We start from the raw sequence: 24,309 nt of genomic DNA on the forward strand, positions 1-24,309 counted from the left end.
CATCATCACGGACAGCAACTCGCCGCTTCCGACGCTGGACTCGACGCGATTGTTGGCACACGCGGCGCTTCATCATGCGATCAATCCGCGGCATGAAAGACATGAAGGAGCGCCGTAACACTAGCGTCTGGTCCCGAAGCGTGGGCGTTCAGCCAAGCCAATCCCGCATTTCAGGAGGCGCTATGGGCCAGATACTTGGCGGCCGCGCCACGGCACATTGGGCCATCGGAACTCGATTCTGTGAATCGGCCTGCAATATTGACCCCGGTTCTGGGGTAATCGGCGTCCAAAATTGACCCCCTGAACGATTGCAGTTCACGCTCCGGCGCTTTGCGGCGGGAGCGGTGAGGAGATGCTGGTCGTGGAGACGGTGGCGCGCATCCGGCGCGAGTTTTTCGTCAAAGGCAAGTCGATCAAGGAGATCGTGCGGGACCTTGGCGTGTCGCGGAACACGGTCAGGAAGGTGCTGCGGTCGGGCGAGACGGCGTTCGCTTACGAACGCAGCGTACAACCTTTGCCTAAGCTCGGGCCGTGGGCGTCGGAGCTGGACGGGCTGCTCGAGGCGAACGACCGCAAAGCACGGCGCGAGCGGTTGACGATGGTCAGGGTATTCGAGGAACTTCAGGGGCTTGGCTATCGCGGTGGTTATGACGCGGTCCGGCGGTATGCGGCAAATTGGTATCGCGAGCGTTCGGCGATGACGGCGGCGGCCTATGTGCCGCTGAGCTTTGCCCCGGGCGAGGCTTACCAGTTCGACTGGAGCCACGAGATCGTGGTCATCGCCGGGGTCACGACCACGGTGAAGGTCGCGCACATGCGGCTTTGCCATAGCCGGATGTTCTACGTGCGGGCCTATCCGCGCGAGAGCCAGGAGATGGTGTTCGATGCCCATGACCGGGCGTTCGCGTTCTTCGGCGGCGCTTGCCAGCGCGGGATCTACGACAACATGAAGACGGCGGTCGATGCGATCTTCGTCGGCCGCGAGCGTCGGTATAACCGACGCTTCGAGCAGATGTGCGGGCATTATCTGGTCGAGCCGGTGGCCTGTACACCTGCATCAGGGTGGGAGAAGGGCCAGGTCGAGAACCAGGTGGGGCTGGTCCGCGAACGCTTCTTCACGCCCCGACTGCGGTTCAAGAGCTACGCAGAGATGAACGCCTGGCTCGAGGATCGCTGTGTCGCGCGTTCGAAGCAGGCCACCCATCCCGAACTGAAGGACCGCACCGTATGGGAGGTGTTCGAGACTGCCGACCGTCCTGCGCTGATCGCCTATCGCGGGCCGTTCGACGGCTTCCATGCCCTGCCGGCGTCGGTATCGAAGACCCTGCTTGTCCGGTTCGATTACAACAAATACTCGGTGCATGCAGCTGCGGCAGGACGACCAGTCGAGATCCACGCCTATGCGGATCGGATCGTCATTCGTCAGGGCGGCGAGATCGTCGGCGAGCATGCCCGCCGGTTCGGCCGTGAGCAGACGATTTATGATCCCTGGCACTATGTGCCCGTGCTGGCGAAGAAGCCCGGGGCGCTGAGGAACGGCGCGCCGTTCAAGGACTGGTCGCTGCCGCCTGCCATCGAGCGGGTGCGGCGGCGGCTCGACGGCCATACCGATGGCGATCGGCAGATGGTCGGAATACTGACCACCATCACCAGCGACGGCCTTGCCGCGGTCGAGGCGGCCTGCGCCGAAGCGCTGGGCCAGGGCCCCATCAGCCGCGACATCGTGCTCAACATCCTGACCCGCCAGCGTCAGCCGCCGGCACCACTCGCCATCGCGACCCCCGACGCTTTGCGGCTGACCCATGAGCCGGTCGCCGACTGCGCCCGCTACGATAGTCTGAGGAGGTATTATGGAACGCCACGAGATCCTGGAGATGATGGGGACGCTCAAGCTTGCCGGCATGCGGCATGCTTATGACGAGGTGGTCGCCGATGCCGTGAAACGGCAGCACTCCGCCCAGCGGGTGGTTGGCGATCTGCTCAAGGCCGAGATCGACGAGAAGCAGGCGCGCTCTATCAAATATCAGATGACCATCGCGAAGTTGCCGCTCGCCAAGGAGATCGCCGCGTTCGACTTCGCGGAAACGCCGATCAACGAAGGGTTGGTCAAGGACCTCGCAACCGGGGCCTTCCTTGCCGCCCAGCGCAATGCCGTGCTGGTCGGCGGCACCGGAACCGGCAAGACGCACCTGGCGATCGCGATCGGACGCGGATGCGTGCGCACCGGCGCCCGGGTCAGATATTATAACACCATCGACCTGGTGAACCGGCTCGAGGCCGAAACCCGCGCTGGCAAGCCCGGACGCATCGCCGATCACCTGTCGCGGCTCGATCTCGTGATCCTCGATGAGCTCGGCTATCTGCCGTTCGCGCTGTCGGGCGGGCAACTGCTGTTCCACCTCGTCAGCCGACTCTACGAGCAGACCTCGATCATAGTCACCACCAATCTTGCCTTCGGCGAATGGCCTTCGGTGTTCGGCGACGCCAAAATGACCACCGCGTTGCTCGACCGCCTCACCCATCACTGCGACATCATCGAGACCGGCAACGAGAGCTGGCGCTTCAAGAACCGCGAAGCCGCCTGAACATCCCCACACAGCAACGCCATCGGCATGGGGGTGAGCCGGCTCCGGGCTACGCCCTCCACCGCCACACCCCCATGCCGACACGGTCCGAAAAAACTACTACCCGGGGGTCAATGTTGAATGCCGATAAGGGGTCAATATCCCGCGCCGATTGACAGTCTGGAGCGCGGGGGGCTGACCATTCGCGATCTCTGCCCGGACGACAAACGCGGCGTTTACACGGTGCTCACCGACAAGGGGCGCGCGCGCCTCGAAAGCGCGCAGTCGGATTACGAAAAGGCGCTCGACACGACCCTCAAGGAGTATGGCTGCGAGGAACTGCTGGTGGCGAGGTTCATCAAGGCCGCATAGTTCCATACCTTCGCCCACGGGCCGGACTACGTCCTCGATGGAATTGCCCCAAACAGCGCTCCAGACTCCTCGACAACCGCGGGTTGACCCGGTCGAGCTGAGCCCAATCGCTGAAGGTGGGTGGTCGGAACCGAACCGCCACTCCGTTCGGAACCGGATTTTGAAAGGAGAGCGGGTTCGATCGGAAAGAAATTACACGGGCGGTGGCGCCTTAAACAAGAACCGAAGGGTCGGCGACGCTCCTGGACGACGCTTACGCTTTGAGACCACCCGTCCGATTTACACGCTATAATCTGATATTACCGCACACGTTCACGCGTGGGCTTCAAAGCGGAAGATCTATCGCCTTCTATCTCCACAAGAGCAAAGAAGTGGAGATACGGTATGAGCGCTGCCCCGCATGTCGCCCGCAGAACAATCCGTCGGCAGCAGCTACGAGAGATCGTGCCGCTTGCCGACAGCACAATCTACGACATGGAGCAGCGAGGAGAATTCCCGCAGCGCTTCTATCTTACCTCACGCTGCGTCGTTTGGGACTTGGCAGAGGTCGAAGCCTGGCTCGACGCTCGGCGCAATGCATCTCGCGCAAATGCCATCAAGCGTGCTCCAAGCCCTGACGTGAGGTTGCGCCGTTCGCGTCCCGTCAAACACTAGGCTCCAACTCAAGCAACTCCATCGTGGCCGGTAGCAGCGTTGGTCGATACTTCTGACCCAAAACCCACGCGTCCACTAGATTGGACCACTCCTGCATCATATGGCGACGTTGATGCTCATACTCTGCCTTATTGTACACACCACGCGATGACCTTCCGTCTTCGTGCGCCAGGCATTTCTCGATCCAGTCGCTGTTGAAACCCATCTCATTCAACAGGGTCGAACCGGTGCGCCGAAGATCGTGAACGGTGAAGGGTTCGAGCGGCAACCCTTCCTTTTTCGCCCTGACGGCAACCGCAGTCGTGATTCGGTTGAACGTCGCCCGCGACATCGGTGCGTCAGCATCGTAGCGTGACGGAAGGACATAGCGCGAATTTCCCGCGCAGGTTTTCAACGCGATGAAGATGTCGACGGCCTGCTGCGACAGGTAGACGTTGTGTGCTTTCGACCGCTTCATTCGCTCCTTGGGTATCGACCATACGGCGTTCTCGAAATCGACTTCATCCCACGTCGCGTCCTGCAGTTCGCTTTTCCTCACCATCGTCAGAAGGAAGAGTTTCATTCCCAGCCGTATAGTCGGCAGAGTCGGCACATGCTCGAGCTGACCGAGCATGACGCGAATCTCCGCGGGAGAGAGCGAACGGTCCTTAGGAACGAAGGTCGCGATGGAAGCGGGCCCAACTTCATCCGCCGGGTTGGCGACCTTCTCGCCATGCAGGATCGCGAACGCAAAGATCAGCTTCACGATATCCCGCACATGGACGGCCGTGGCTGGAGCGCCGCGCTCCTTCACCTTCCCGCACATCATCCGGAGATCATCAGGCGTGATCTCGGTCAGAAGCCTGTTTCGAAACGTTGGCAAGATGTCGCGCTCGTAGATCGAGCGCCGCATGGCGCGCGTGCTGTCGGCCATGCGCGACTCCTGGAACCACTTCTCGCCGAACTCGCCGAACCTCTTCGCCTCCTTCAATCGACGCTTGTCGTGCTGCTTCTCTTGAGCAGGCGACCGTCCCTCTGAAATAGCCCGCTTCGCATCGATCAGCTTCTCGCGAGCCCTGGCGAGCGAGAGGCCATCTGGGCCGTATCGACCCAGCGTCAGCGTCTCCCGACGTCCATTGAGGCGGTAGTCGTACCGGAACACGATCGCGCCCGACGGCTGAACCACGACGTACATACCGTCGCGATCGCTCACCTTGTACAATTTATTCTGTGATCTCAGCGCCTTAATCGCAGTGTCAGTAAGCATGGGAGCCTCCAAAACCGTCTAAAATCCGGAGAGAGGCGCCGATTATACCGTCAGGCCAAAACAGGTGATGCTGGAAGCATGATTCCCATTTTATATCAGCTTGTTAGCACCAAAAATAATACCGTCAGCAGCTCTCTTAGCCCTGACGGTATAGCGAACTTCCAAATCGAACAAGTTCCCCTATACCGCCTGCTATACCGTCAAATCGGAGCACTGCCCCTCGATAGACGATGATAGACGGTGATTGGATAGTCGCGATATTTCAATAACTTAATGCGTTCTGTAGCGTACAAACGGATACTGCCGGAGGGGTAAAATCATTCCCACTCAATCGTCCCCGGCGGCTTTGACGTCACGTCGTACACCACCCGGTTCACGCCCTTCACCTCGTTGATGATGCGCGTCGCGGTCTCGCCTAAGAACTTCATGTCGAACTGGTAGAAGTCGGCGGTCATGCCGTCGGTCGAGGTGACGGCGCGCAAGCCCACGACGTATTCGTAGGTGCGGCCGTCGCCCATCACGCCGACGGTCTTCACCGGCAGCAGCACCGCGAAGGCCTGCCAGATCGCGTCGTAGAGGCCATGCTTGCGGATCTGGTCGATATAGACGGCGTCCGCGTTGCGCAGGATGTCGAGCTTCTCCCTGGTGATGTCGCCGGGGCAGCGGATCGCGAGGCCCGGGCCCGGGAACGGGTGACGGCCGACGAACACTTCGGGCAGGCCGAGCTCGCGGCCGAGCACGCGCACCTCGTCCTTGAACAATTCGCGCAAAGGCTCGACCAGCTTCATGTTCATGCGGGCCGGAAGGCCGCCGACATTGTGGTGCGACTTGATGGTCACCGACGGGCCGCCGGTGAAGGAGACGCTCTCGATCACGTCGGGGTAGAGCGTGCCCTGCGCCAGGAACTGAGCGCCGCCGATCTTTTTGGCCTCGGCCTCGAACACGTCGATGAACAGGCGCCCGATGGTCTTGCGCTTCACCTCGGGGTCGGTGACCCCATCGAGCTCGCCGAGAAACTCCTTCGACGCGTCCACATGGACCAGCGGGATGTTGTAGTGGTTGCGGAACAGGTCGACGACGGTCTTGGCCTCGTCGAGCCGCAGCAGGCCGTGATCGACGAACACGCATGTGAGCTGGTCGCCGATCGCTTCGTGGATCAGGACCGCGGCGACAGCGGAATCGACGCCGCCGGAGAGGCCGCAGATCACCTTGCCCTTGCCCACCTGGGCGCGGATCTTCTCGATCGCCTCCTCGCGGAAGGCGCGCATGGTCCAGTCGCCGGAGAGCCCCGCGACCTTGCGCACGAAGTTGCGCAGCAGCTTGGCGCCGTCGGGCGTGTGCACCACCTCGGGGTGGAACATCAGGCCGTAATACTTGCGCTTCTCGTCCTGGATGATCGCGAACGGCGCGTTCGGCGAAGTGCCGGCGACGGAGAAGCCGGGCGGCATCCTGGTGATGCGGTCGCCATGGCTCATCCAGACCTGGTGCTTCTCGCCGTGGTTCCAGATGCCGTCAAACAGGCAGCTGTCGGTCTTCACCTCGACATCGGCGCGGCCGAATTCGCGATGGTGTCCGCCCTCGACCTCGCCGCCGAGCTGGGCCGCCAAGGTCATCTGGCCGTAGCAGATGCCGAGCACGGGGACGCCGGATTCGAAGATCAACTGCGGGGCGCGCGGCGAGCCGGTCTCGTGGACTGACTCCGGACCGCCGGAGAGGATCACCGCTTTCGGCTTCATCTCCTTGAAGGCGGCCTCCGCCTTCTGGAACGGCACGATCTCGGAATAGACGCCCATCTCGCGGACGCGGCGGGCAATCAATTGCGTCACCTGGCTGCCGAAATCGACAATCAGAATCTTGTCATGCGCCGAGGCCACGGCGGGCGTCGACGATTCACGGGCTGTGTGCTGGGCTGTCATGGCAAGCAGATACGCGACACTGCCCGCCCCCGCAACCGCGCTCACAGGCGCGCCCACATTCTTCTTTGGGCATGGACAAAGCGATATAGGTCAGTATTATTGACCTAATTTGACCATAAGCAACAAGGAGGAAACCGATGCCGGAGTTTCACGACCCGTCGCGCCTGCTGGCGCTCGGCCATGACTGGATCGCCGCCTGGAACGCGCGCGACCTCGAGCGCGTACTGGCGCTCTACTCCGATGATACCGAGATGACCTCGGACCGGATCCCGGCATTCGGCTTCGGCGCGTCGGGCACGGTGCGCGGCAAGGCGCAGCTGCGGGCCTATTGGAGCGCGGCGCTGGCGCAACTGCCCGAGCTGCATTTCGAGCTGATCGACCTCTATGTGTCGCCCGACAGCGTCGTGGTGTTCTACCGGAACGAACGCGGCAAGAAGATCTGCGAGTATCTGCGGCTCGATGATCAGGGCAAGATCCGGCAGGGCTCGGCGAACCATCCGGTGCATTGAGGGTGGGTGGATCGTAGAGTGGGTTAGCCGCAGGCGTAACCCGCCGAACCACGCGATGAGAAAGCCGGTGGGTTACGGCTTCGCCTAACCCACCCTACGTACCGGCGTCTCGATCAGGAGCCCGCGCATCATGAAAATCCCGACCTTGCCCTTCACCGTCACCGACTGGAGCCAAGTCGAGCCTTCGGTGCATCCCGGCGAGACCGGACAGGCGCTGTGGCGCACGCTCGATATCGGCGAGCTGCGGGTGCGGATGGTGGAGTATTCGCCCGGCTATCTCGCCGATCACTGGTGCGATCGCGGCCATGTGCTCCTGGTCGTCAAAGGCGAGCTCGACACCGAGCTGCGCGACGGCCGCAAATTCACGCTGAAGCCCGGCATGAGCTACCAGGTCTCCGATTTCGGCGACGCCGCGCATCGGTCGTCGACCAAGACCGGCGCGACCCTGTTTATCGTGGATTGAGCTGGTGCGGTCCCTTCGTCATTGCGTGGATTGCTTCGTCGCTTCGCTGCTCGTAATGACGTGGAGGGAACTCGACACTCACCTTCTCCGCCCCGCAACCTTCTTCACCTTGGTCTCCGACCACACCAGCGGCTTGCCGCTCTTCGATGGCAGCACGAGTTGGCCGACGGCGTGGCCGGCCTGGTCGAGCAGCACCGAATGGGTCTCGCCGCGCGCATAGAGATGCGCTTCGCCCCATTGCCGGAGGCCCACCACGATCGGGAACAGGTCGTGTCCGCGCCTGGTCAGCACATATTCCTGATAGGCGCTGCCGTCGGAGGCTGCGACCTGCTCGAGCACGCCAAGCTCGACCAGCTTGCGCAGCCGCGCCGTCAGCATGCCCTTGGCGATGCCGAGATTGGCCTGGAAATCGCCGAACCGGCGCAGGCCATCGAACGCGTCGCGCACGATCAGCAGCGACCACCAGTCGCCGATCGCGTCCAGCGCACGCGCCACCGGGCATTCCGCCTTGGCGAATCCGGTCCGCTTCATCGCGCTCACCCTCCCTCGATCACGATTCCGAACTGGTCCTAAAATAGGACTAGACAGCGCTCGACGCAACTGGTCTCATTATAAGACCAGATTGGAATGTGGAGCGGACGTGCAATGACCACCCAGGATGCAACGACGGCTGGACCGGATAAGTCCGGCGCCACGGCCGGACCACGGCTTTCCCCCGCGATCGTGCTGCTGTTCGCGATCGCCAGCGGGCTGAGCGTCGCCAACGTCTATTCGGCCCAGCCGCTGCTCGACACCATGGCGAGCGATCTCGGCATCACCCCGGCCGCGATCGGCATCGTGGTGACGCTGACCCAGATCGGCCTCGCCTTCGGCCTGATGCTGATCGTGCCGCTCGGCGACCTCTGGGACCGGCGCAAGCTGATCGTCGGCCAGATCGCGCTGTCGGCGATCGCGCTCGTCGTCGTCGGCACCGCGCCGAACGCCGTCGTGCTGTTCGGCGGAATGGCGCTGGTCGGGCTGCTCGCCGTCGTGATCCAGGTGATCGTCGCGTTCGCAGCGACCTTGGCCGCGCCGGCCGAGCGCGGGCAGACCATCGGCACCATCCAGAGCGGCGTCGTCTCCGGGATCCTGCTCGCCCGCTTCGCCTCGGGCGCGCTGGCCGATATCGGCGGCTGGCGCGTGGTCTACCTGACCTCGGCGGCGCTGATGCTGGTGATGGCGGCGCTGCTCGCGCGTGCTCTGCCCCGGCAGGCGCCGCAGCCGCTGGCCGGCGCGTCCTATGCCAAGCTGTTGCGCTCGACCGCCACGCTGTTCACCGAGGAGCCGGTGCTGCGCGAACGCGCGGTGTTCGCGCTGCTGGCATTCGCGAGCTTCAGCGCATTCTGGAGCTCGATCGTGCTGCCGCTGGCGGCGCCGCCGCTGTCGCTGTCGCACACCACGATCGGGATGCTCGGGATCGCCGGCCTCGCCGGTGCGCTAGCGGCGCGCAATTCCGGCCGCCTCGCCGATCGCGGCTGGGGCCAGCGCACCACCGGATTGTCGCTACTGCTGATGCTCGCCGGCTGGGCGCCGATCGCCTGCCTCAACACCTCGCTCTGGCTGGTGCTGGTCGGCGTGGTCATGATCGACTTCGCGGTGCAGGCGATCCATGTCACCAACCAGAGCCTGATCATCGCCACCCGTCCCGAGGCTTCGAGCCGCCTGATCGGGGTCTACATGGTGTTCTATTCGATCGGCAGCGGGCTCGGCGCGATCGCCTCGACCATCGTCTATGCGGCCGCGGGCTGGCTCGGCGTCTGCGCGCTGGGTGGTTCGATCAGCGCGGTTGCGCTGCTGTACTGGGTGATCGTGGTGAGCCGAACGCCGACGCCTGTGGGGGTGTGCTCCGTGTCGTCGTAAAATCGTAGGGTGGATTAGCCGCAGGCGTAATCCACCGATCGCGGCATGCGGCACAAAGATGGTGGGTTACGCCTTTGGCTAACCCACCCTACGAAGCTAGGCCTTCTTCAGCACCGATACGAAGAACCCGTCGGTGCCGGTGCGGCGCGGCGTCATCAGCCAGCCTTCGTCGGACTGCAACGCAGCCTCGCTGAACGCCTCAGCCTTGTCCCACAGCACCGATGCGGTCTGCTCCGGCGGCTGCACCGAGAACTCCGGATGCCCGGCGACGAACGCCCTGACCTGCTCGCCGTTCTCCTCCGCCAGCACCGAGCAGGTGATGTAGGCGATGCGGCCGCCGGCCTTCACCAGCGGCGCGGCGCGTGCCAGCACCTCGGCCTGGTCCTTCAGCCGCACCTCGAGCGCGCCGGGCCGCATCCGCCATTTGGCGTCGGGGTTGCGGCGCCAGGTGCCGGTGCCCGTGCACGGCGCGTCGATCAGCACCAGATCGGCGGAGGCCTTGATGTCGGACAGCACCTCGTCCTCGCCGCGCGGCGTGCGGACGTCGCAATTGTGCACGCCGGCGCGCGACAGCCGCTCGTGGATCGGCGCGAGCTGGCGCTTGTCGCTGTCGGTCGCGATCAGCCGGCCTTTGCCTTGCATCTGAGCTGCGATCGCCAGCGTCTTGCCGCCGGCGCCGGCGCAGAGATCGATCACCTGCTCGCCGGGCTTGGCCGCCGAGAACAGCGCGGCGAGCTGCGAGCCCTCGTCCTGCACCTCGATGGCGCCCTTGATGAAGTCCTCCTCGGCATGGATGCCGGGATTGCGCGCGTCGGCGCCGAGCTCGATGCGCAGGCCGAGCGGCGACCACGGCGTTTCCCTGGCACCGAGATGCGACAGTCGCGGCAGCACCTTCTCGCGCTTGCCCTTCAGCGTGTTGACGCGCAGGTCGAGCGGCGCGCGGCTGGCCATCGCGGTTGCTTCCGCCGCGCGGTCGTCGCCGAACACCTTCGCCAGATGCGGGTCGAGCCAATCAGGATAATCGCCCGCGACATGCGCCGGCGCATCGGCGAGCGAGCGCGAGGTCAGCGCGGCCTCTTCCGCTGGGGTCAGCGGCTCCGGCGCGAACCGGCCGCCGTCGCACAGCGCCGCAATGGTCGCAACATCCATGCCGCGCTCGAGCTTGAGCATGCCGAGCACCCGCGAGCGGGCGCTGGCATCGTCCATCAGCCAGGCCGCCGAGGATTGCCGGCGCAGCACGTCCCAGATCAGGCCGGAGATCGCCGCACGATCGCCGGAGCCGGCATAGCGGTGCGCGGTGCCCCATTCCTTCAGTGCCTTGGCGGCGGGAATGCGCTGTGCGTCGATGGTGGCGATCAGTTCGATCGCGGCGGAAAGCCGGGCAGCGGGAGTCATCGTTCTCTTTCGGTTGGGCGCGTCAAATCAGCAGCAGGATCTTGAGCGCGAAATACAGCCACATCGCCGCCAACACCAGCACGCCGGCGAACCAGGCAAGCGAGCGCGGCCGCACGTCGTTGGAGGTGACGAATACCCCGGCATGGGCAAACCGCGTCACCACGAAGACCCAGGACATCAGCACGATGAACAGATCGGCATGGCGCAGCGGCAGCGCAATGGCGATCAGGGCGTAGAACAGCACCGGCAGCTCGAACTGGTTGGCGAAGCAGTTGCCGATCTGGGTCGCCTTCGCCGGCCAGTTCGGCTCGCGCAGCGCGATGTCGGCCATCTTGGTCTCGCCGCTCGCCAGCGTCCGCGTGCGCAGCGTCGCCATCCCGAACAGCAGCGCGAAGGTGAGACCAATCTGGATGAAGACCGGCAATAGAACCATTTGAACCGACACGAAAAACCTCCCTCAGCCGCGGGCGCCCGGCCGCCCTCTTAGCCGCCACGGCCGCCCAATACAATCGAGCGCCCGGAGACGGGGTTGAACCATCCTCCGAGCCTGGGTGACCAACTCCCAGGACCAACGGCGGTTTCAGCCCTTCACGGATGACGCGATGAGCATCATCAGCCCGATCCTGGACGGCGCGGCCCAGGTGGCCGAGGCGCTCGGCAATATGCTCGCGCCCCTGTTCGAAACGATCGGCCCCGGCGCCGGCGGGTTCGGCGACGCGGCGGATGGCGGGCTCGGCATGATGATGTCGGGGCTGGCCGGCGTCGCCGCGGCGCTGCTGGTCGCGCTGCTGGTCGCGATCCTGCTCTCGATCTATTTCCGCAGCGGCTATCGCTCGACCGCCGACATCGTCAAGCACGGCGTCGCCACCGCGCTGCTGCTCGGCCTGCTCGGCTTTGCCGTCTACGACATGCGGCATGACGTGCGCGACTATTTCGGGCTAAACGCGCAGCCGGCCGTCGCCGGAACCAACCTGCCCGACACCGGACTATTCGGAAGCCGCGTGAGCCCGCCTGCCCCGCCGCCGCGCTGGATGAACCGGCTCTCGATCTAGGGTTCGGTGGCAGGATCGCGCCGACGCATCGAAAGCGCCGTCAAACAACACTTCAAACAAGCCATCAAACAGAGCACCGAACAAGACGTCGAAATCGTCATCGTTCCGACTTCGCGCCGACCTATCCTTCGGACGAAAGGATCGATGCATGTCCCAGTTTCGCCTGACCCAGATCTCCGACACCCACCTAGCCCGCCATCACACGCTGCTGATCGACAATTTTCATCGCGTCAGCGAGCACATCGACGCGACGCGGCCCGACCTGGTGCTCAACAGCGGCGACGTCTCGTTCGACGGGCCGACCAGCCGCAACGACATGGTGTTCGCCAAACAGCTGCACGACGCGCTGCCGGTCGACTGCCTCTATCTGCCCGGCAATCACGACATCGGCGACAATCCGTGCGCGGCCGGGCCTGTGCCTTCGCAACTGCCGACCGAGGAAACATGCGGTGCCTTCACCGCCGTGCTCGGCGAGGACCATTGGCAGTTCGACGCCGCCGGCTGGTGCTTCATCGGCCTCAATTCCCTGATCATGAACACCGGCCTCGACAGCGAGGCCGAGCAATTCGAATGGCTTGCCGCGGCGCTCGACAAGGCGGTCGGCAAGCCGGTGGCGCTGTTCGTGCACAAGCCGCTCTATCGCGACGTGCCCTACGATGCCGAGCGCGCCGAGACCTCGTTCCGCTACGTGCCGCAGCCGGCGCGGCGCCGCCTGATCGAGATGTTCGGCAAGGTCGATTGGCGGCTGGTCGGCAGCGGCCATGTGCACCAGCGCCGCGACTACACGTTCGAGCATGTCAGGCACGTCTGGGCACCCTCGGCCGGCTTCATCATCCCGGATGCGAAGCAGGAGGTGATCGGCATCAAGGAAGTCGGCCTGGTCGAGTACCGCTTCCAGCCCGACAGTTTCGAGGTTCGCCATGTCAGGGCGAAGGGTCAGGTCGATGTCGACCTCGACATGCTGCACGGCAAGCAGCCGGCCTGAGCGGCGTCAGCTTCGCGCCGCGTCGTGCAGGTCCCGCTTGATGACGGTGAGCAGCGCCTGCAACGAGTCCTTGTCGGGCTGCGGTGCTGAGACCGCCGGACGCGCGTGCGGCGATGGCGGCGAGCGCATCGGTTCGGCGCTCACCTCATGCTCCACGAATTTTCCGTGCAGGACGTCGTCGCGTCGGCCCATGACGAACATCGTCGCCCAATAGCCAACGGCGAGGAGGATGACCGCGAAAACAACAGCTTCAAAAACCATGGCTACACCTGAAATATAGCCATATTGAATCAACTGCCCCGGGTCCCCGTCAAGCAAATGGGGGCCGAAAAGCCCCCAAAAGCCTGCCAATGTGGCGTATTTGATACTTTGTTGCGCGGAATAAGAGCTTCGCGCCCCCCTTAGCTCAGGCCTTGTCCGGCCCGACCCGGACCAGCTGCTTGCCGAAATTGGCGCCCTTGAGCAGGCCCATGAAGGCCTCCGGCGCGCTGTCCAGGCCCTCGGTCACGAACTCCTTGTACTTGACCTTGCCCTCGCGCACCCACTGCGACATGTCGCGCAGGAAGTCGCCATGCATGGCGGCGAAGTCGCTGACGATGAAGCCACGGAAGGTCAGCCGCTTGGTCAGGATGTTGCGCATCATCGCGCCGGCCCATTTCGGCGCGTGCGCCTCGGTGTCGTTGTAATGCGCGATCAGGCCGCAGACCGGAATCCGCGCGAACGCATTGAGCAGCGGAAACACCGCGTCGAACACCGCGCCGCCGACATTCTCGAAATAGACGTCGATGCCCTTCGGGCAGGCTTCCTTCAGCTTGGCGGCGAGATTGGGATCGCGATGGTCGAGGCACTCGTCGAAGCCGAGCTCGTTCTTGACGTAGGCGCACTTGTCCTTGCCGCCGGCAATCCCGATCGCGCGCGCGCCCTTGATCTTGGCGATCTGGCCGACCGCCGATCCGACCGCACCGGAGGCACCGGCAACCACCACCGTCTCACCCGGCTGCGGCTTGCCGATCTCGAGCAGGCCGGTATAGGCGGTCATGCCGGGCATGCCGAGCACGCCGACGGCGGTCGAGATCGGCGCGATCTTCGAATCGATCTTGGCGAGGCCCTTGCCGTCCGACAGCACATGGGTCTGCCAGCCCGCGCGCGACAGCACGATATCGCCCTTGGCAAAGCCGGGATTGTTCGACGCGATCACCTCGCTCACGGTGCCGCCTTCCATCACGCCGCCGACCGGCACCGGCGCGGCATAGGACGGACCGTCGGCCATGCGGCCGCGCATATAGGGATCGAGCGACAGCCAGATGGTGCGGAGCAGCACCTGCCCATCACCCGGCACCGGCGGCGTGTAGTCCTCGAGCCTGAAATTGGCCGGCGTGGGCTCGCCGTGCGGACGCGAAGCCAGAACGATGCGCTTTCCTTCTGATTTTCCTTGGGACATGCGGATTTCCTCTCGAGGTGATTGGTTTCGTGGCGCACACGTAGTCACGCAATCCACCTCCCCGCAAGGGAGATGGATTTGCTGTTTTCGTGCGATGCTGTTTGAAATGTTGTTTGAAATGACGGGCGTCATTTCGGAAGGGCGCAAACGCAAACTCTCAAGGTCGTCATTCCGGGGCGTGCGAAGCACGAGCCCGGAATCCATTCCTCCACCAACGACGCAGCCCGATGGATTCCGGGCTCTCGCTTTCGCGAGCCCCGGAATGACGACAGTTGGTGTTTACACCCCGCCCGGATAGTTCGGGGCTTCGCGCGTGATGGTCACGTCGTGGACGTGGCTTTCGCGCAGGCCGGCGCCGGTGATGCGGACGAATTCGGCCTTGTCGTGGAAGTCCTTGATGTCCTTGGCACCGACATAGCCCATCGCGGCGCGCAAGCCCCCGGCGAGCTGGTGCATCACATTGCCGACCGGGCCCTTGTACGGCACCTGGCCCTCGATGCCCTCAGGCACGAGCTTCAGCGAGTCCTTGATGTCCTGCTGGAAGTAGCGGTCGGCCGAGCCGCGCGCCATCGCGCCGACAGAGCCCATGCCGCGATAGGCCTTGTAGGAGCGGCCCTGCCACAGGAAGACTTCGCCCGGCGTCTCGTCGGTGCCGGCGAGCAGCGAGCCGACCATCGCGATGTCGGCGCCGGCGGCGAGCGCCTTGGCAAGGTCGCCGGAATATTTGATGCCGCCGTCGGCGATCACGGGCACGTCGGCCTTCTTCGCTGCCGCCACCGCATCCATGATCGCGGTGAGCTGCGGCACGCCGACGCCGGCGACGATGCGCGTGGTGCAGATCGAGCCCGGGCCGATGCCGACCTTGATGCAGTCGGCGCCGGCATCGATCAGGGCCTGCGCGCCGCCTTCAGTGGCGACGTTGCCGGCGACGACCTGCACCGCGTTGGAGAGCCGCTTGATGCGGTTGACGGCGTTGAGCACATGGCGCGAATGACCGTGCGCGGTGTCGACCACGACGACGTCGACGCCGGCGTCGATCAGCCGCTCGGTGCGCTCATAGCCGGTCTCGCCGACCGTGGTGGCGGCGGCGACGCGGAGACGGCCCTGCGCATCCTTGCAGGCCAGCGGATGGGCGACCGCCTTCTCGATGTCCTTGACGGTGATCAGGCCGACGCAGCGATATTGGTCGTCGACGACCAGGAGCTTCTCGATGCGATGCTGGTGCAGCATCCGCTTCGCCTCGTCCTGGCTGACGCCCTCGCGCACAGTGACGAGGTTCTCGTGCGTCATCAGCTCCGAGACCTTCTGGCGGGGATCGCTGGCAAAGCGTACGTCGCGGTTGGTCAGGATGCCGACCAGCTTGCCCGGCACGTTCTTGGCGGCACCGGTGACGACCGGAATGCCGGAGATGCCGTTTTCCTTCATCAGCGTCAGCGCGTCGGCCAGCGTGGCGTCGGGGCCGATGGTCAGCGGATTGACCACCATGCCGGATTCGAACTTCTTGACCTGGCGCACCTGGGCCGCCTGCCCCTCGGGATCGAAGTTGCGATGAATGACGCCGAGGCCGCCGGCCTGCGCCATCGCGATCGCCATGCGCGCTTCGGTGACGGTGTCCATCGCGGACGCCATGATCGGGATATTGAGCGAAATCGCGCGGGTGACGCGCGAACGGATATCGGCTTCCGATGGAAGAATGTCGGACAGACCGGGCTTCAGAAGCACATCGTCGAACGTGAAGGCTTCGCGGATAGCCGGAAATCCCGTGGCCATTGCCAACTCCTTATCTGCGGTCCAGCCGCGATGGTCTTACGGATGAACGCCGCCTGCGGCGACGCTCGCTGCGTCACCGTCGAATCGGCGCCCATCGGTGGGGTTGACGCTGGTCGATAGCATGGCGGCATGACGAATCAAAGTGTTTGCCAGCCATGCACAGGCTTTTTACGGGGCTCGGCGGCCCGCTCAACGATAACCCTGCGGCGGCCCATACCGGCGGATCGCCTCGACCACCTCGCGGTGGCGGCGATCCTCCCGCTTCATGTGGACCGCGATCAGCGCATGGGCCGACGGCACCAGCAGCAAGACGTGGAAAAACAGCCCGAAAATCGCGCAAAATACGATCAGGACCAGATTGAAGATGGCCGAAAACGGCTGTCCGTTCAGGAGCAGCCCGATCGGCGGCAGCAGAGCGGCAAGGACGTAGATCACGGCGCACACCTCCAACGCTGGCGGATGCATAGCAGCGTCACGCAGGATTTAGGGCGTTTGGCCGGTTCCGCAATAGCGTGGCCGAAGGCAGGATGATACAGCCCCCTCGCCCGCCTTTTTCAGCACAGCCGTCCTATTTTGATGAACAAACAACGCCTAATCCCGCTCATCGTGGCCACTGCCCTGTTCATGGAAAACATGGACTCCACGGTGATTGCGACCTCGCTGCCGGCGATCGCCGCCGATATCGGCACCAGCCCCCTGACGCTGAAGCTTGCGATCACGTCCTACCTGCTGTCGCTCGCGGTGTTCATCCCGGCGAGCGGTTGGACCGCGGACCGCTTCGGCGCCCGCATCGTGTTCGCCGGCGCGGTCGCCGTGTTCATGCTGGGCTCGATCGGCTGCGCGCTGTCGTCCTCGGTGACCGATTTCGTGTTCGCCCGCATCCTGCAAGGCCTCGGCGGCGCGATGATGACGCCTGTTGGGCGGTTGGTGCTCTTACGCTCGGTCGACAAGAGCGCATTGGTCAACGCGATGGCGTGGGTGACGGTGCCGGCGCTGGTAGGCCCGGTGATCGGGCCACCGCTCGGCGGCTTCATCACCACCTATTTCTCTTGGCACTGGATCTTCCTGATCAACATCCCGATCGGGCTGCTCGGCATCTTCCTGGCGCTGAAATATATCGACCCGATCAAGAGCGAAGACCCCGAGCGTTTCGACCTGATGGGGCTGGTGCTGGCCGGCATCGGCCTTGCCGGCATCGCGTTCGGGCTGTCGGTCGCGGGCCTCAATCTGTTGCCGTGGCCGATCGTCGCGGCGCTGGTCGGGGTCGGCTCGATCTCGATGACGCTCTACGTGCTGCATGCGCGGCGGACCGGATCGCCGGTGCTGGATTTTTCGCTGCTGCGGCTGCCGACCATGCGCGCCTCGATCGTCGGCGGCTTCATGTTCCGGCTCGGCATCGGCGCACTGCCGTTCCTGCTGCCGCTGCTGATGCAGGTCGGCTTCGGCCTGTCGCCGTTTCAGTCCGGCCTCGTGACGTTTGCCTCCGCGGTCGGCGCCATGGGCATGAAGACGCTGGCGGCGCGCATCATCAAGGCGTTCGGCTTCCGCAACATGATGACGGTCAATGCGGTGGTCAGCTCGGCTTTCCTCGCCGCCTGCGCGCTGTTCACGATCTCGACGCCGCTGATGCTGATCTTCACCATCCTGGTGGTCGGCGGCTTCTTCCGCTCGCTGCAATTCACCGCGATCAACACCGTCGCCTATGCCGAGGTCGAGGCGCCGCAGATGAGCCGCGCCACCACCCTCGTCAGCGTCAACCAGCAGCTCGCGGTGTCCGCCGGCGTCGCGGTCGGCGCGTTCTCGGTCGAAACCGTGCTGGCAATGCATCACCAGACCGAGCTCTCCGCCGACGTGTTCGGGCCGGCCTTCATCGTGGTGTCGCTGATCTCGGCGGCCTCGGCCTGGTTCTTCTGGCAGATGCCGGCCGATGCCGGCAATGAAATCTCCGGCCGCAAGCCGCTCGACATCTCGAGCCGCAAGGGCGCCGAGAAACGCGCCGCCACCGACGCCGTCAAGACGGCGACCGAGAACACCCAGAACGCGCGGGATCAGCGACTGGGGTGATCGAGCCGGGGTGACGGCCTCGATCCGGCCGCCCAGGTGCGATGCCGGATCACGCTACAGATTTGGAATTTGTAGTCGCTGAAGAAGTCCGCAATGCCGCGCCGCTTGGCCTTGGCATGCTCGGGATCACGTCGCCATTGCTCCAGCGCTTCTTCGGTTTCGAACTCGACGATCGTCACTCGCTCGCCGTCTTCGGCAACGAAGCCCTTGTGGGCAATGTAGCCGGGGACGGTCCGGGCCAGCTCGCTCATCTGCTTTGCCATCGGCCCGTATTCGTCTTGAACGCCGGGATTCAGTCGCGAGCGAAATATGGTGACGATCATGAGCGCCTTCCTGTGCACAGTCGTTCGAGATCGCCGGAGGCGTCCGTCACCCCCGACGCCGCAAACTATGCCGCCAGCCAGCACACCAAATCAAATGCATACTCTCGATTATGATTATGCAAAGAATCTAAGCCAGCTTCGCTTTCAATTCGTCAGTCAGCAATGCGATCGCCGGATCGAAACGCCCCGGTGCCACGTTGCGGATCAAGGTCACCACGGCAGGCAACGAGAAATCCATCACGTCCAAGATGCGCAGCGCGCGGCGGTGCGGGCTTTGCTCGAATTGACGACGCGGCACCAGACCCAATCCGCCGCTTTGAGCAAGCAGCGACAATTGGAGATCCTCACCAAACACCTCAGCCGCGACGTGGATTGGCAGGTGGAGCCGGTCGAAGAATTTGATCAGAGCCGCGCGGCAACCGCAGCCCGGAGGGTTGAGGAACCAACCCTGCCCCGAAAGGTCACGCAGCCGATAACGATCGTCGCGGCGCTTCGCCGATAATTTCGCGGGGCCGACGATGACGACCTGCTCGGCGCCGAGCGCTACGCCAGTCAACCCTGGTGGAAGCGTATGCGCATCGGTCAAGAGGCCGATTGCACAGTCGAGTGATCCGTTGCGCACATCTTCGATGAGACCAGCACTCCAATTCGAGCTGATCTGCAATCTGATCCGAGGGAACGTCCGCCGTAGAGCATCGAGCGGCGTGGTCAGGACGATCTCGCCGAGACCATGCGCGATCCCGGCCTTCAGATCGCCGGCTGGATCAGCCGCGTTCGTGGTGCAGCTTTCCAGTTCGGCGACCGCGGTCAGAACCTTCCGGCAATGTTCGAGGACATGGTTCCCGAGCGTGGTGAGAACCGCCGGCTTGACGGCGCGATTGAACAGCGGCGCGTCGCCGATCGCAGCCTCGAAGTTCTGGATGCGACGGGTCGTGGCCGGCTGCGTCAGATTGAGACGCGCAGCCGCGCGGTTCACGGACCCCGTTTCGGCGACTGCTACGAAAGCTTCGATGTCCTGCAAGTTCATAAACAGGAATTATAATCAATCCTTGATTATGCAGAAAGCATTAAAGACACGGCTCTCCGTCACGAATTCACGACGGAGGCGGCTGCTGCCCTCGAAACCCCGTCGCGAGCACGTAACGCTCGGACGAATCCTGCCGGCTCGCGGACGGCTTGACGTGGCGCACAGCGGCGAAATCGCGCTTCAGCTGCGCTACCAACTCGGCGTCGGCGCCGCTCTGGAATACTTTTGCCAGGAACGTGCCGCCGGGATTGAGCACCTCGCCGGCGAAATGCGCGGCGGTCTCGACCAGGCCGATGATACGCAGTTGGTCGGTCTTGCGATGGCCGGTGGTGTTGGCTGCCATGTCGGACATCACGAAATCGGCGCGGCCACCCATCATCGCGATCAGCTTTTCCGGCGCGTCGTGATCGAGGAAGTCGAGCTGCGCGAAGCTGACGCCCGGGATCTCGCCCATCTCCAGCAGATCGATCGCGACCACCTTGCCCTTGCCGTCGGCGGCTCCGGTACGTTTGGCCGCGATCTGGCTCCAGCCGCCCGGCGCGGCGCCGAGGTCGACCACCGTCATGCCCGGCTTGAGCAGGCGATATTTGTCGTCGATCTCGAGCAGCTTGAAGGCCGCGCGCGAGCGGTAGCCCATCGCCCTGGCCTTCGCGACGTAGGGATCGTTGAGCTGGCGCTCGAGCCAGAGTTTCGAGGACAGCTTGCGCTTGCCGCCGCTCTTGACCGTGACGTGCAGCCGCCCGGTGGTGTCTTTCGCCATTCTATTTTCTCTTCTCCCTCGCCCCGCTCTTGCGGGGAGAGGGTTGGGGTGAGGGACTGCCTCGTCAAGGAAAGTGAGAGATGCATTCTCGGAGAGTCCCCTCACCCGGATCCTGCGCTTCGCGCAAGATCCGGCCTCTCCCCGCAAGCGGGGCGAGGCAAGAGAAGCTCTAGCACGCCCGCAGCGCGCCGTCCTCGCGCATCATCTCGACCAGCATGCCCTCGCGCAAGCCGCGGTCGGCAACCCGCAGCCGCGGCAGCGGGAACGCGTTGCGGATCGCATCGAGGATCGCGCAGCCGGCGAGCACCAGGTCGGCCCGCTCGACGCTGATGCAATTGTTGTTGACCCGTGCCTCATAGCTCATGCCGAGCAGCTTCTGGATCGTCGCGGTGACCTCGCAATCGTCCATCCAGATGCCGTCGATGCGGCGGCGGTCGTAGCGCGACAGATTGAGGAACACGCCGGCGAGCGTGGTGACGGTGCCCGAAGTGCCGAGCATGTGCATGTCGCGCAGGTCCCTGCCGTGCTCGGCGGCGAACGGAGCGACATGGCGGGCGACCTCGTCGATCATCCGCGCATAGAGGTCCTTGGTGACGACCTTGCCGCCGAAATGCTCGGCTAGCGTGACGACGCCGAGCGGGATCGACATCCACGCCCTGATGCGCGGCGGCGTACCCGGCGCATCGGGATCGCGCTCGATCCGGACCAGTTCGGTCGAGCCACCGCCAATGTCGAACAGGATGGCGCCCCGTCCCCTGGGATCGAGCAGCGGCGAGCAGCCGATCACGGCAAGCGTCGCCTCGGTCTCGCGATCGATCACCTCGAGCTGGATGCCGGTTTCGGCCGCGACGCGGGCGCGGAAGCTGTCGGCATTGCCGGCGGCGCGGCAGGCCTCGGTGGCGATCAGCCGCAGCCGGCGGGCCTTGCGATAGCGGATTTTGTCGCTGCAAATGGCGAGCGCGGCGATCGCGCGCTCGATCGCCGCCTCGCTGATCGAACCGGTCGCGGCGATGCCCTCGCCGAGCCGGATGATCCGCGAGAAGGAATCGACCACGCGGAACCCATCGCCGGTGGGACAGGCGATCAGCAGCCGACAATTGTTGGTGCCAAGGTCGAGCGCGGCGTAGACGCCACTTTCCGCGGCTGCCGCAACCAACCCTGACGGGGCTTCGCCGGCCGGCGGGCCGTCACAAAGCCGCAAATCGTCATTCATCAAAACTGTCTTTCCGCAGGACCGCCCGCCGAGCGATCGGGCCCGCCGAATAATTACCGTTCACGGAAACTTTAGCAGCGCCAAGGGCCTGCGCAAACTCTGTTCACATTGGGTCCATGTCCAATCGGGCGTTGTCGTTAAGGGGGGTGTGCGTTATCTCCACAGCGCCCCCAAACCCCAGCAAATCCGGGCATTTCAGGTCATTTTCCGATGCAAGATCACACGCCGCCCGCTTCCCTCGACAACGCTATCGCACTGCAAAAATACGGTGTCGGGCAGCCTGTTCGACGAAAGGAGGACGACACCCTGGTGCGCGGCAAGGGCAAATACACCGACGATTTCTCCCTGCCCGGCCAGGCCATCTGCTGGATGGTCCGCTCCTCCCATGCCCATGGAATCATCAAGGGGATCGACACGGCGGCCGCCAAGGCGATGCCGGGCGTGCTCGGCGTCTGGACCGGCGCCGATCTTGAGGCGGTCGGATACAAGCCCTTCACCTGCGGACTGCCGCTGAAGAGCCGCGATGGCTCGCCGCTGCTACAGACCAACCGACCGGCGCTCGCGACCGACAAGGTGCGTTTCGTCGGCGATCCCGTCGCCTTCGTGGTCGCGGAAACCGCGGCGCAGGCCCGCGACGCCGCGGAGGCCGTCGAGGTCGACATCGAGCCGCTCCCGGCCGTGACCGATGCGGCCGAGGCGTCGAAGCCCGGCGCGCCGCAGCTTTATGACAACATCCCGAACAACGTCGCGCTGGACTACCATTACGGCGACGCGGCCAAGATCGACGCGGCATTCGCCGCCGCCGCGCACGTCACCAAGCTCGACATCGTCAACACCCGCGTCGCCGTGGTCTCGATGGAGCCGCGCGTCGCGCTGGCGCATTACGACAAGGCCACCGAACGCTTCACGCTACAGGTGCCGACCCAGGGCGTCTCCGGCAACAAGGCGATCCTGGCGCGGCTGCTCAACGTGCCGGCCGACAAGGTGCGGATCCTGACTGGCAATGTCGGCGGCTCGTTCGGGATGAAGAACCTGAACTATCCCGAATACACCTGCATCGCGCATGCGGCGCGCGAGCTCGGTCGTCCGGTGAAATGGCTGGACGAGCGCTCGACCAGCTTCCTGTCCGACAGCCAGGGCCGCGCGCAGCTGATCCATGCCGAGCTCGCACTCGACGCCGACGGCAAATTCCTCGCGGTGCGGCTGTCCGGCTACGGCAATCTCGGCGCTTACATCACCGGCGTCGCGCCGGGCCCGCTGTCACTCAACACCGGCAAGAACCTCGCCAGCGTCTACCGCACGCCGCTGCTCGGCGTCGACATCAAGACGGTGGTGACCAACACCACGCTGATGGGCGCCTATCGCGGCGCCGGCCGGCCCGAGGCCAATTACTACATGGAGCGGCTGATCGACACCGCCGCCGATGAAATGGGCATTAACCGCTTCACTCTGCGCAAGCGCAATTTCATCAAGCCGTCGCAACTGCCGTTCCCCGCCGCATCCGGCGTCACCTATGACAGCGGCGATTTCGGCGGCGTGTTCCAGAAGGCGCTGGAGATCTCCGACTACGACAACTTCGCCAAGCGCAAGAAGGAAAGCAAAAAGAGCGGCAAGCTGCGCGGCATCGCCGTCGGCTCCTATCTCGAAGTCACCGCGCCGCCGTCCGGCGAGCTTGGCAAGATCACCTTCGAGCCCGACGGCTCGGTGAAGCTCACCACCGGCACGCTCGATTACGGCCAGGGCCACGCCACGCCGTTCGCGCAGGTGCTGTCCGAGCAGCTCGGCGTTCCCTTCGAGAAGATCACGCTCGAACAGGGCGACAGCGACCTCGTGCGCTTCGGCAACGGCACCGGCGGCTCGCGCTCGATCACGGCGACCGGACAGGCGATCGTCGAGGCCTCGGCACTGGTCGTCGAGAAGGGCAAGAAGGCGGCCGCGCACATGCTGGAGGCGTCCGAGGCCGACATCGAGTTCGGCCGGGGCCGCTTCACCATCGCCGGCACCGACCGCTCGATCGGCATCATGGAGCTCGCCGAGCGGATGCGCACGGGCAAGATGCCGGAGGGCACGCCCGAGACGCTCGACGTCGATCACGCCACCAAGGAGACGGCGTCGACCTTCCCGAACGGCTGCCATGTCGCGGAGGTCGAGATCGATCCCGACACCGGCGTGACGCGGATCGTGCGTTACTCGGCGGTCAATGATTTCGGCACCGTGGTCAACCCGATGATCGTCGCCGGCCAGCTCCATGGCGGCGTCGCGCAGGGCATCGGCCAGGCGCTGATGGAGGAAGTCAGCTACGACGCCTCCGGCCAGCCGATCACCGGCTCGTTCATGGACTACGCACTGCCGCGCGCCGGTGACGTGCCGTCGATGCAGGTCGGCGATCACCCCTCGCCGGCGAAGTCCAATCCGCTCGGCACCAAGGGCTGCGGCGAAGCCGGCTGCGCCGGCAGCCTCGTCTGCATCGTCAACGCCGTGGTCGACGCGCTATCCGAGTACGGCATCAAGCACATCAACATGCCGCTGACGCCGGAGCGCGTCTGGCGCGCGATCCAGGATGCCAAGGCGAACGCAGCGTAACGGCGCGCCCTGCTCTACCGTCACTCACCGCCGTCATCGCCCGCGAAAGCGGGCGATCCAGTATTCCAGAGAC

The 24,309-nt window shown here is 64.5% G+C and carries 24 protein-coding genes; 11 read left to right on the top strand and 13 right to left on the bottom strand.

All coding sequences use genetic code 11. The features are described from left to right. The first annotated feature begins 352 nt into the window (after positions 1-352). The 4 genes from istA to CWS35_RS27540 all read left to right on the top strand — a co-directional run bounded on the left by istA (position 353) and on the right by CWS35_RS27540 (position 3,590). Positions 353-1,918: an IS21 family transposase gene (istA, locus tag CWS35_RS27525; protein WP_100954866.1), complete on the top strand. Its 1,566-nt coding sequence runs from the start codon at positions 353-355 to the stop codon at positions 1,916-1,918. Further along, positions 1,851-2,585 (top strand): IS21-like element helper ATPase IstB, encoded by a 735-nt coding sequence (istB, locus tag CWS35_RS27530; RefSeq protein ID WP_100954867.1) that lies wholly within the window; start codon positions 1,851-1,853, stop codon positions 2,583-2,585. The genes istA and istB overlap by 68 nt, the downstream gene beginning before the upstream one ends. A 120-nt stretch (positions 2,586-2,705) precedes the next feature. Further along, positions 2,706-2,936, top strand: coding sequence for a hypothetical protein (locus tag CWS35_RS27535; RefSeq protein WP_245438698.1), 231 nt, complete (start codon positions 2,706-2,708; stop codon positions 2,934-2,936). Between the two features lie 384 nt (positions 2,937-3,320). Further along, entirely contained in the window at positions 3,321-3,590 is a 270-nt protein-coding gene (locus tag CWS35_RS27540) for an AlpA family transcriptional regulator (protein ID WP_100954868.1), read from the top strand. Here the strand turns inward: CWS35_RS27540 and CWS35_RS27545 are convergent. Both CWS35_RS27545 and guaA read right to left on the bottom strand, forming a co-directional pair. Next, positions 3,580-4,836 (bottom strand): tyrosine-type recombinase/integrase, encoded by a 1,257-nt coding sequence (locus CWS35_RS27545; protein WP_100954869.1) that lies wholly within the window; start codon positions 4,834-4,836, stop codon positions 3,580-3,582. The two genes, CWS35_RS27540 and CWS35_RS27545, sit on opposite strands and share 11 nt — an antisense overlap. A gap of 317 nt (positions 4,837-5,153) precedes the next feature. Then, complete coding sequence (guaA, locus tag CWS35_RS27550) at positions 5,154-6,752, bottom strand: glutamine-hydrolyzing GMP synthase (protein ID WP_100956717.1); 1,599 nt, start codon at positions 6,750-6,752, stop codon at positions 5,154-5,156. Positions 6,753-6,889: 137 nt separating this feature from the next. On the opposite strand from guaA, the gene CWS35_RS27555 reads away from it, so the two are divergent. Together CWS35_RS27555 and CWS35_RS27560 are read left to right on the top strand one after the other, a co-directional pair. Beyond that, the gene (locus CWS35_RS27555) at positions 6,890-7,261 is read left to right on the top strand and encodes a nuclear transport factor 2 family protein (RefSeq protein WP_100954870.1); all 372 of its coding nucleotides are present in this window, start codon (positions 6,890-6,892) and stop codon (positions 7,259-7,261) included. 130 nt (positions 7,262-7,391) lie between these two features. Further along, positions 7,392-7,724, top strand: a complete 333-nt coding sequence (locus CWS35_RS27560; protein WP_024582110.1) for a DHCW motif cupin fold protein — start codon at positions 7,392-7,394, stop codon at positions 7,722-7,724. A 78-nt stretch (positions 7,725-7,802) separates the two neighbouring features. Here the strand turns inward: CWS35_RS27560 and CWS35_RS27565 are convergent, their stop codons facing one another. Continuing rightward, positions 7,803-8,255, bottom strand: coding sequence for a helix-turn-helix domain-containing protein (locus tag CWS35_RS27565; RefSeq protein WP_100954871.1), 453 nt, complete (start codon positions 8,253-8,255; stop codon positions 7,803-7,805). A gap of 114 nt (positions 8,256-8,369) precedes the next feature. On the opposite strand from CWS35_RS27565, the gene CWS35_RS27570 reads away from it, so the two are divergent. Then, positions 8,370-9,623: an MFS transporter gene (locus CWS35_RS27570; protein ID WP_100954872.1), complete on the top strand. Its 1,254-nt coding sequence runs from the start codon at positions 8,370-8,372 to the stop codon at positions 9,621-9,623. 96 nt (positions 9,624-9,719) lie between these two features. Here CWS35_RS27570 and CWS35_RS27575 read toward each other — a convergent pair whose 3' ends face one another. Both CWS35_RS27575 and CWS35_RS27580 read right to left on the bottom strand, forming a co-directional pair. Next, complete coding sequence (locus CWS35_RS27575) at positions 9,720-11,018, bottom strand: RsmB/NOP family class I SAM-dependent RNA methyltransferase (protein WP_100954873.1); 1,299 nt, start codon at positions 11,016-11,018, stop codon at positions 9,720-9,722. 22 nt (positions 11,019-11,040) lie between these two features. Next, positions 11,041-11,463 (bottom strand): MAPEG family protein, encoded by a 423-nt coding sequence (locus CWS35_RS27580; protein WP_024582114.1) that lies wholly within the window; start codon positions 11,461-11,463, stop codon positions 11,041-11,043. A gap of 157 nt (positions 11,464-11,620) precedes the next feature. Between CWS35_RS27580 and CWS35_RS27585 the strand changes: the two genes are divergently transcribed. Beyond that, positions 11,621-12,070 (top strand): hypothetical protein, encoded by a 450-nt coding sequence (locus CWS35_RS27585; RefSeq protein WP_100954874.1) that lies wholly within the window; start codon positions 11,621-11,623, stop codon positions 12,068-12,070. Between the two features lie 148 nt (positions 12,071-12,218). After that, positions 12,219-13,055: a metallophosphoesterase gene (locus CWS35_RS27590; RefSeq protein ID WP_024582115.1), complete on the top strand. Its 837-nt coding sequence runs from the start codon at positions 12,219-12,221 to the stop codon at positions 13,053-13,055. Positions 13,056-13,061: 6 nt separating this feature from the next. Here CWS35_RS27590 and CWS35_RS27595 read toward each other — a convergent pair whose 3' ends face one another. The 4 genes from CWS35_RS27595 to CWS35_RS27610 form a co-directional block, all read right to left on the bottom strand. Beyond that, positions 13,062-13,349, bottom strand: coding sequence for a hypothetical protein (locus CWS35_RS27595; RefSeq protein WP_371682804.1), 288 nt, complete (start codon positions 13,347-13,349; stop codon positions 13,062-13,064). A gap of 112 nt (positions 13,350-13,461) precedes the next feature. Next, entirely contained in the window at positions 13,462-14,496 is a 1,035-nt protein-coding gene (locus tag CWS35_RS27600) for an NADP-dependent oxidoreductase (RefSeq protein ID WP_100954876.1), read from the bottom strand. A 279-nt stretch (positions 14,497-14,775) separates the two neighbouring features. After that, positions 14,776-16,266 (bottom strand): IMP dehydrogenase, encoded by a 1,491-nt coding sequence (gene guaB / locus CWS35_RS27605; RefSeq protein WP_024582118.1) that lies wholly within the window; start codon positions 16,264-16,266, stop codon positions 14,776-14,778. Between the two features lie 189 nt (positions 16,267-16,455). Next, entirely contained in the window at positions 16,456-16,701 is a 246-nt protein-coding gene (locus tag CWS35_RS27610; protein WP_050402154.1) for a hypothetical protein, read from the bottom strand. Between the two features lie 141 nt (positions 16,702-16,842). Between CWS35_RS27610 and CWS35_RS27615 the strand changes: the two genes are divergently transcribed. After that, positions 16,843-18,330, top strand: a complete 1,488-nt coding sequence (locus tag CWS35_RS27615; protein WP_024582120.1) for a DHA2 family efflux MFS transporter permease subunit — start codon at positions 16,843-16,845, stop codon at positions 18,328-18,330. Here CWS35_RS27615 and CWS35_RS27620 read toward each other — a convergent pair. The 4 genes from CWS35_RS27620 to CWS35_RS27635 all read right to left on the bottom strand — a co-directional run bounded on the left by CWS35_RS27620 (position 18,315) and on the right by CWS35_RS27635 (position 21,653). Beyond that, positions 18,315-18,671 (bottom strand): antibiotic biosynthesis monooxygenase, encoded by a 357-nt coding sequence (locus CWS35_RS27620; RefSeq protein WP_200894419.1) that lies wholly within the window; start codon positions 18,669-18,671, stop codon positions 18,315-18,317. The two genes, CWS35_RS27615 and CWS35_RS27620, sit on opposite strands and share 16 nt — an antisense overlap. Positions 18,672-18,780: 109 nt before the next feature. Then, positions 18,781-19,680, bottom strand: a complete 900-nt coding sequence (locus CWS35_RS27625) for a LysR family transcriptional regulator (protein ID WP_100954877.1) — start codon at positions 19,678-19,680, stop codon at positions 18,781-18,783. Between the two features lie 67 nt (positions 19,681-19,747). After that, a complete protein-coding gene (locus CWS35_RS27630; protein WP_100954878.1) occupies positions 19,748-20,440 on the bottom strand; it encodes an RlmE family RNA methyltransferase in 693 nt (230 codons plus the stop codon). A 169-nt stretch (positions 20,441-20,609) separates the two neighbouring features. Beyond that, entirely contained in the window at positions 20,610-21,653 is a 1,044-nt protein-coding gene (locus CWS35_RS27635) for a Ppx/GppA phosphatase family protein (RefSeq protein WP_100954879.1), read from the bottom strand. A gap of 210 nt (positions 21,654-21,863) precedes the next feature. Here CWS35_RS27635 and CWS35_RS27640 point away from each other — a divergent pair, with 210 nt between their 5' ends. After that, on the top strand, positions 21,864-24,236 hold the full coding sequence (locus CWS35_RS27640; protein ID WP_100954880.1) for a xanthine dehydrogenase family protein molybdopterin-binding subunit: 2,373 nt from the start codon (positions 21,864-21,866) through the stop codon (positions 24,234-24,236). Positions 24,237-24,309: the final 73 nt, after the last annotated feature.

Origin of the sequence: Bradyrhizobium sp. SK17 (assembly GCF_002831585.1) — a bacterium.
Lineage (GTDB): Bacteria > Pseudomonadota > Alphaproteobacteria > Rhizobiales > Xanthobacteraceae > Bradyrhizobium.

Coding starts and splice junctions, on each gene's coding strand:
- CWS35_RS27555 (WP_100954870.1), top strand. CDS start 6,890: ATGCCGGAGTTTCACGACCCGTCGCGCCTGCTGGCGCTCGGCCATGAC.
- guaB (WP_024582118.1), bottom strand. CDS start 16,266: ATGGCCACGGGATTTCCGGCTATCCGCGAAGCCTTCACGTTCGACGAT.
- CWS35_RS27540 (WP_100954868.1), top strand. CDS start 3,321: ATGAGCGCTGCCCCGCATGTCGCCCGCAGAACAATCCGTCGGCAGCAG.
- istB (WP_100954867.1), top strand. CDS start 1,851: ATGGAACGCCACGAGATCCTGGAGATGATGGGGACGCTCAAGCTTGCC.
- CWS35_RS27585 (WP_100954874.1), top strand. CDS start 11,621: ATGAGCATCATCAGCCCGATCCTGGACGGCGCGGCCCAGGTGGCCGAG.
- CWS35_RS27630 (WP_100954878.1), bottom strand. CDS start 20,440: ATGGCGAAAGACACCACCGGGCGGCTGCACGTCACGGTCAAGAGCGGC.
- CWS35_RS27535 (WP_245438698.1), top strand. CDS start 2,706: ATGCCGATAAGGGGTCAATATCCCGCGCCGATTGACAGTCTGGAGCGC.
- CWS35_RS27625 (WP_100954877.1), bottom strand. CDS start 19,680: ATGAACTTGCAGGACATCGAAGCTTTCGTAGCAGTCGCCGAAACGGGG.
- CWS35_RS27615 (WP_024582120.1), top strand. CDS start 16,843: ATGAACAAACAACGCCTAATCCCGCTCATCGTGGCCACTGCCCTGTTC.
- CWS35_RS27570 (WP_100954872.1), top strand. CDS start 8,370: ATGACCACCCAGGATGCAACGACGGCTGGACCGGATAAGTCCGGCGCC.
- CWS35_RS27600 (WP_100954876.1), bottom strand. CDS start 14,496: ATGTCCCAAGGAAAATCAGAAGGAAAGCGCATCGTTCTGGCTTCGCGT.
- CWS35_RS27565 (WP_100954871.1), bottom strand. CDS start 8,255: ATGAAGCGGACCGGATTCGCCAAGGCGGAATGCCCGGTGGCGCGTGCG.
- guaA (WP_100956717.1), bottom strand. CDS start 6,752: ATGACAGCCCAGCACACAGCCCGTGAATCGTCGACGCCCGCCGTGGCC.
- CWS35_RS27575 (WP_100954873.1), bottom strand. CDS start 11,018: ATGACTCCCGCTGCCCGGCTTTCCGCCGCGATCGAACTGATCGCCACC.
- CWS35_RS27545 (WP_100954869.1), bottom strand. CDS start 4,836: ATGCTTACTGACACTGCGATTAAGGCGCTGAGATCACAGAATAAATTG.
- CWS35_RS27560 (WP_024582110.1), top strand. CDS start 7,392: ATGAAAATCCCGACCTTGCCCTTCACCGTCACCGACTGGAGCCAAGTC.
- CWS35_RS27635 (WP_100954879.1), bottom strand. CDS start 21,653: ATGAATGACGATTTGCGGCTTTGTGACGGCCCGCCGGCCGGCGAAGCC.
- CWS35_RS27640 (WP_100954880.1), top strand. CDS start 21,864: ATGCAAGATCACACGCCGCCCGCTTCCCTCGACAACGCTATCGCACTG.
- istA (WP_100954866.1), top strand. CDS start 353: ATGCTGGTCGTGGAGACGGTGGCGCGCATCCGGCGCGAGTTTTTCGTC.
- CWS35_RS27590 (WP_024582115.1), top strand. CDS start 12,219: ATGTCCCAGTTTCGCCTGACCCAGATCTCCGACACCCACCTAGCCCGC.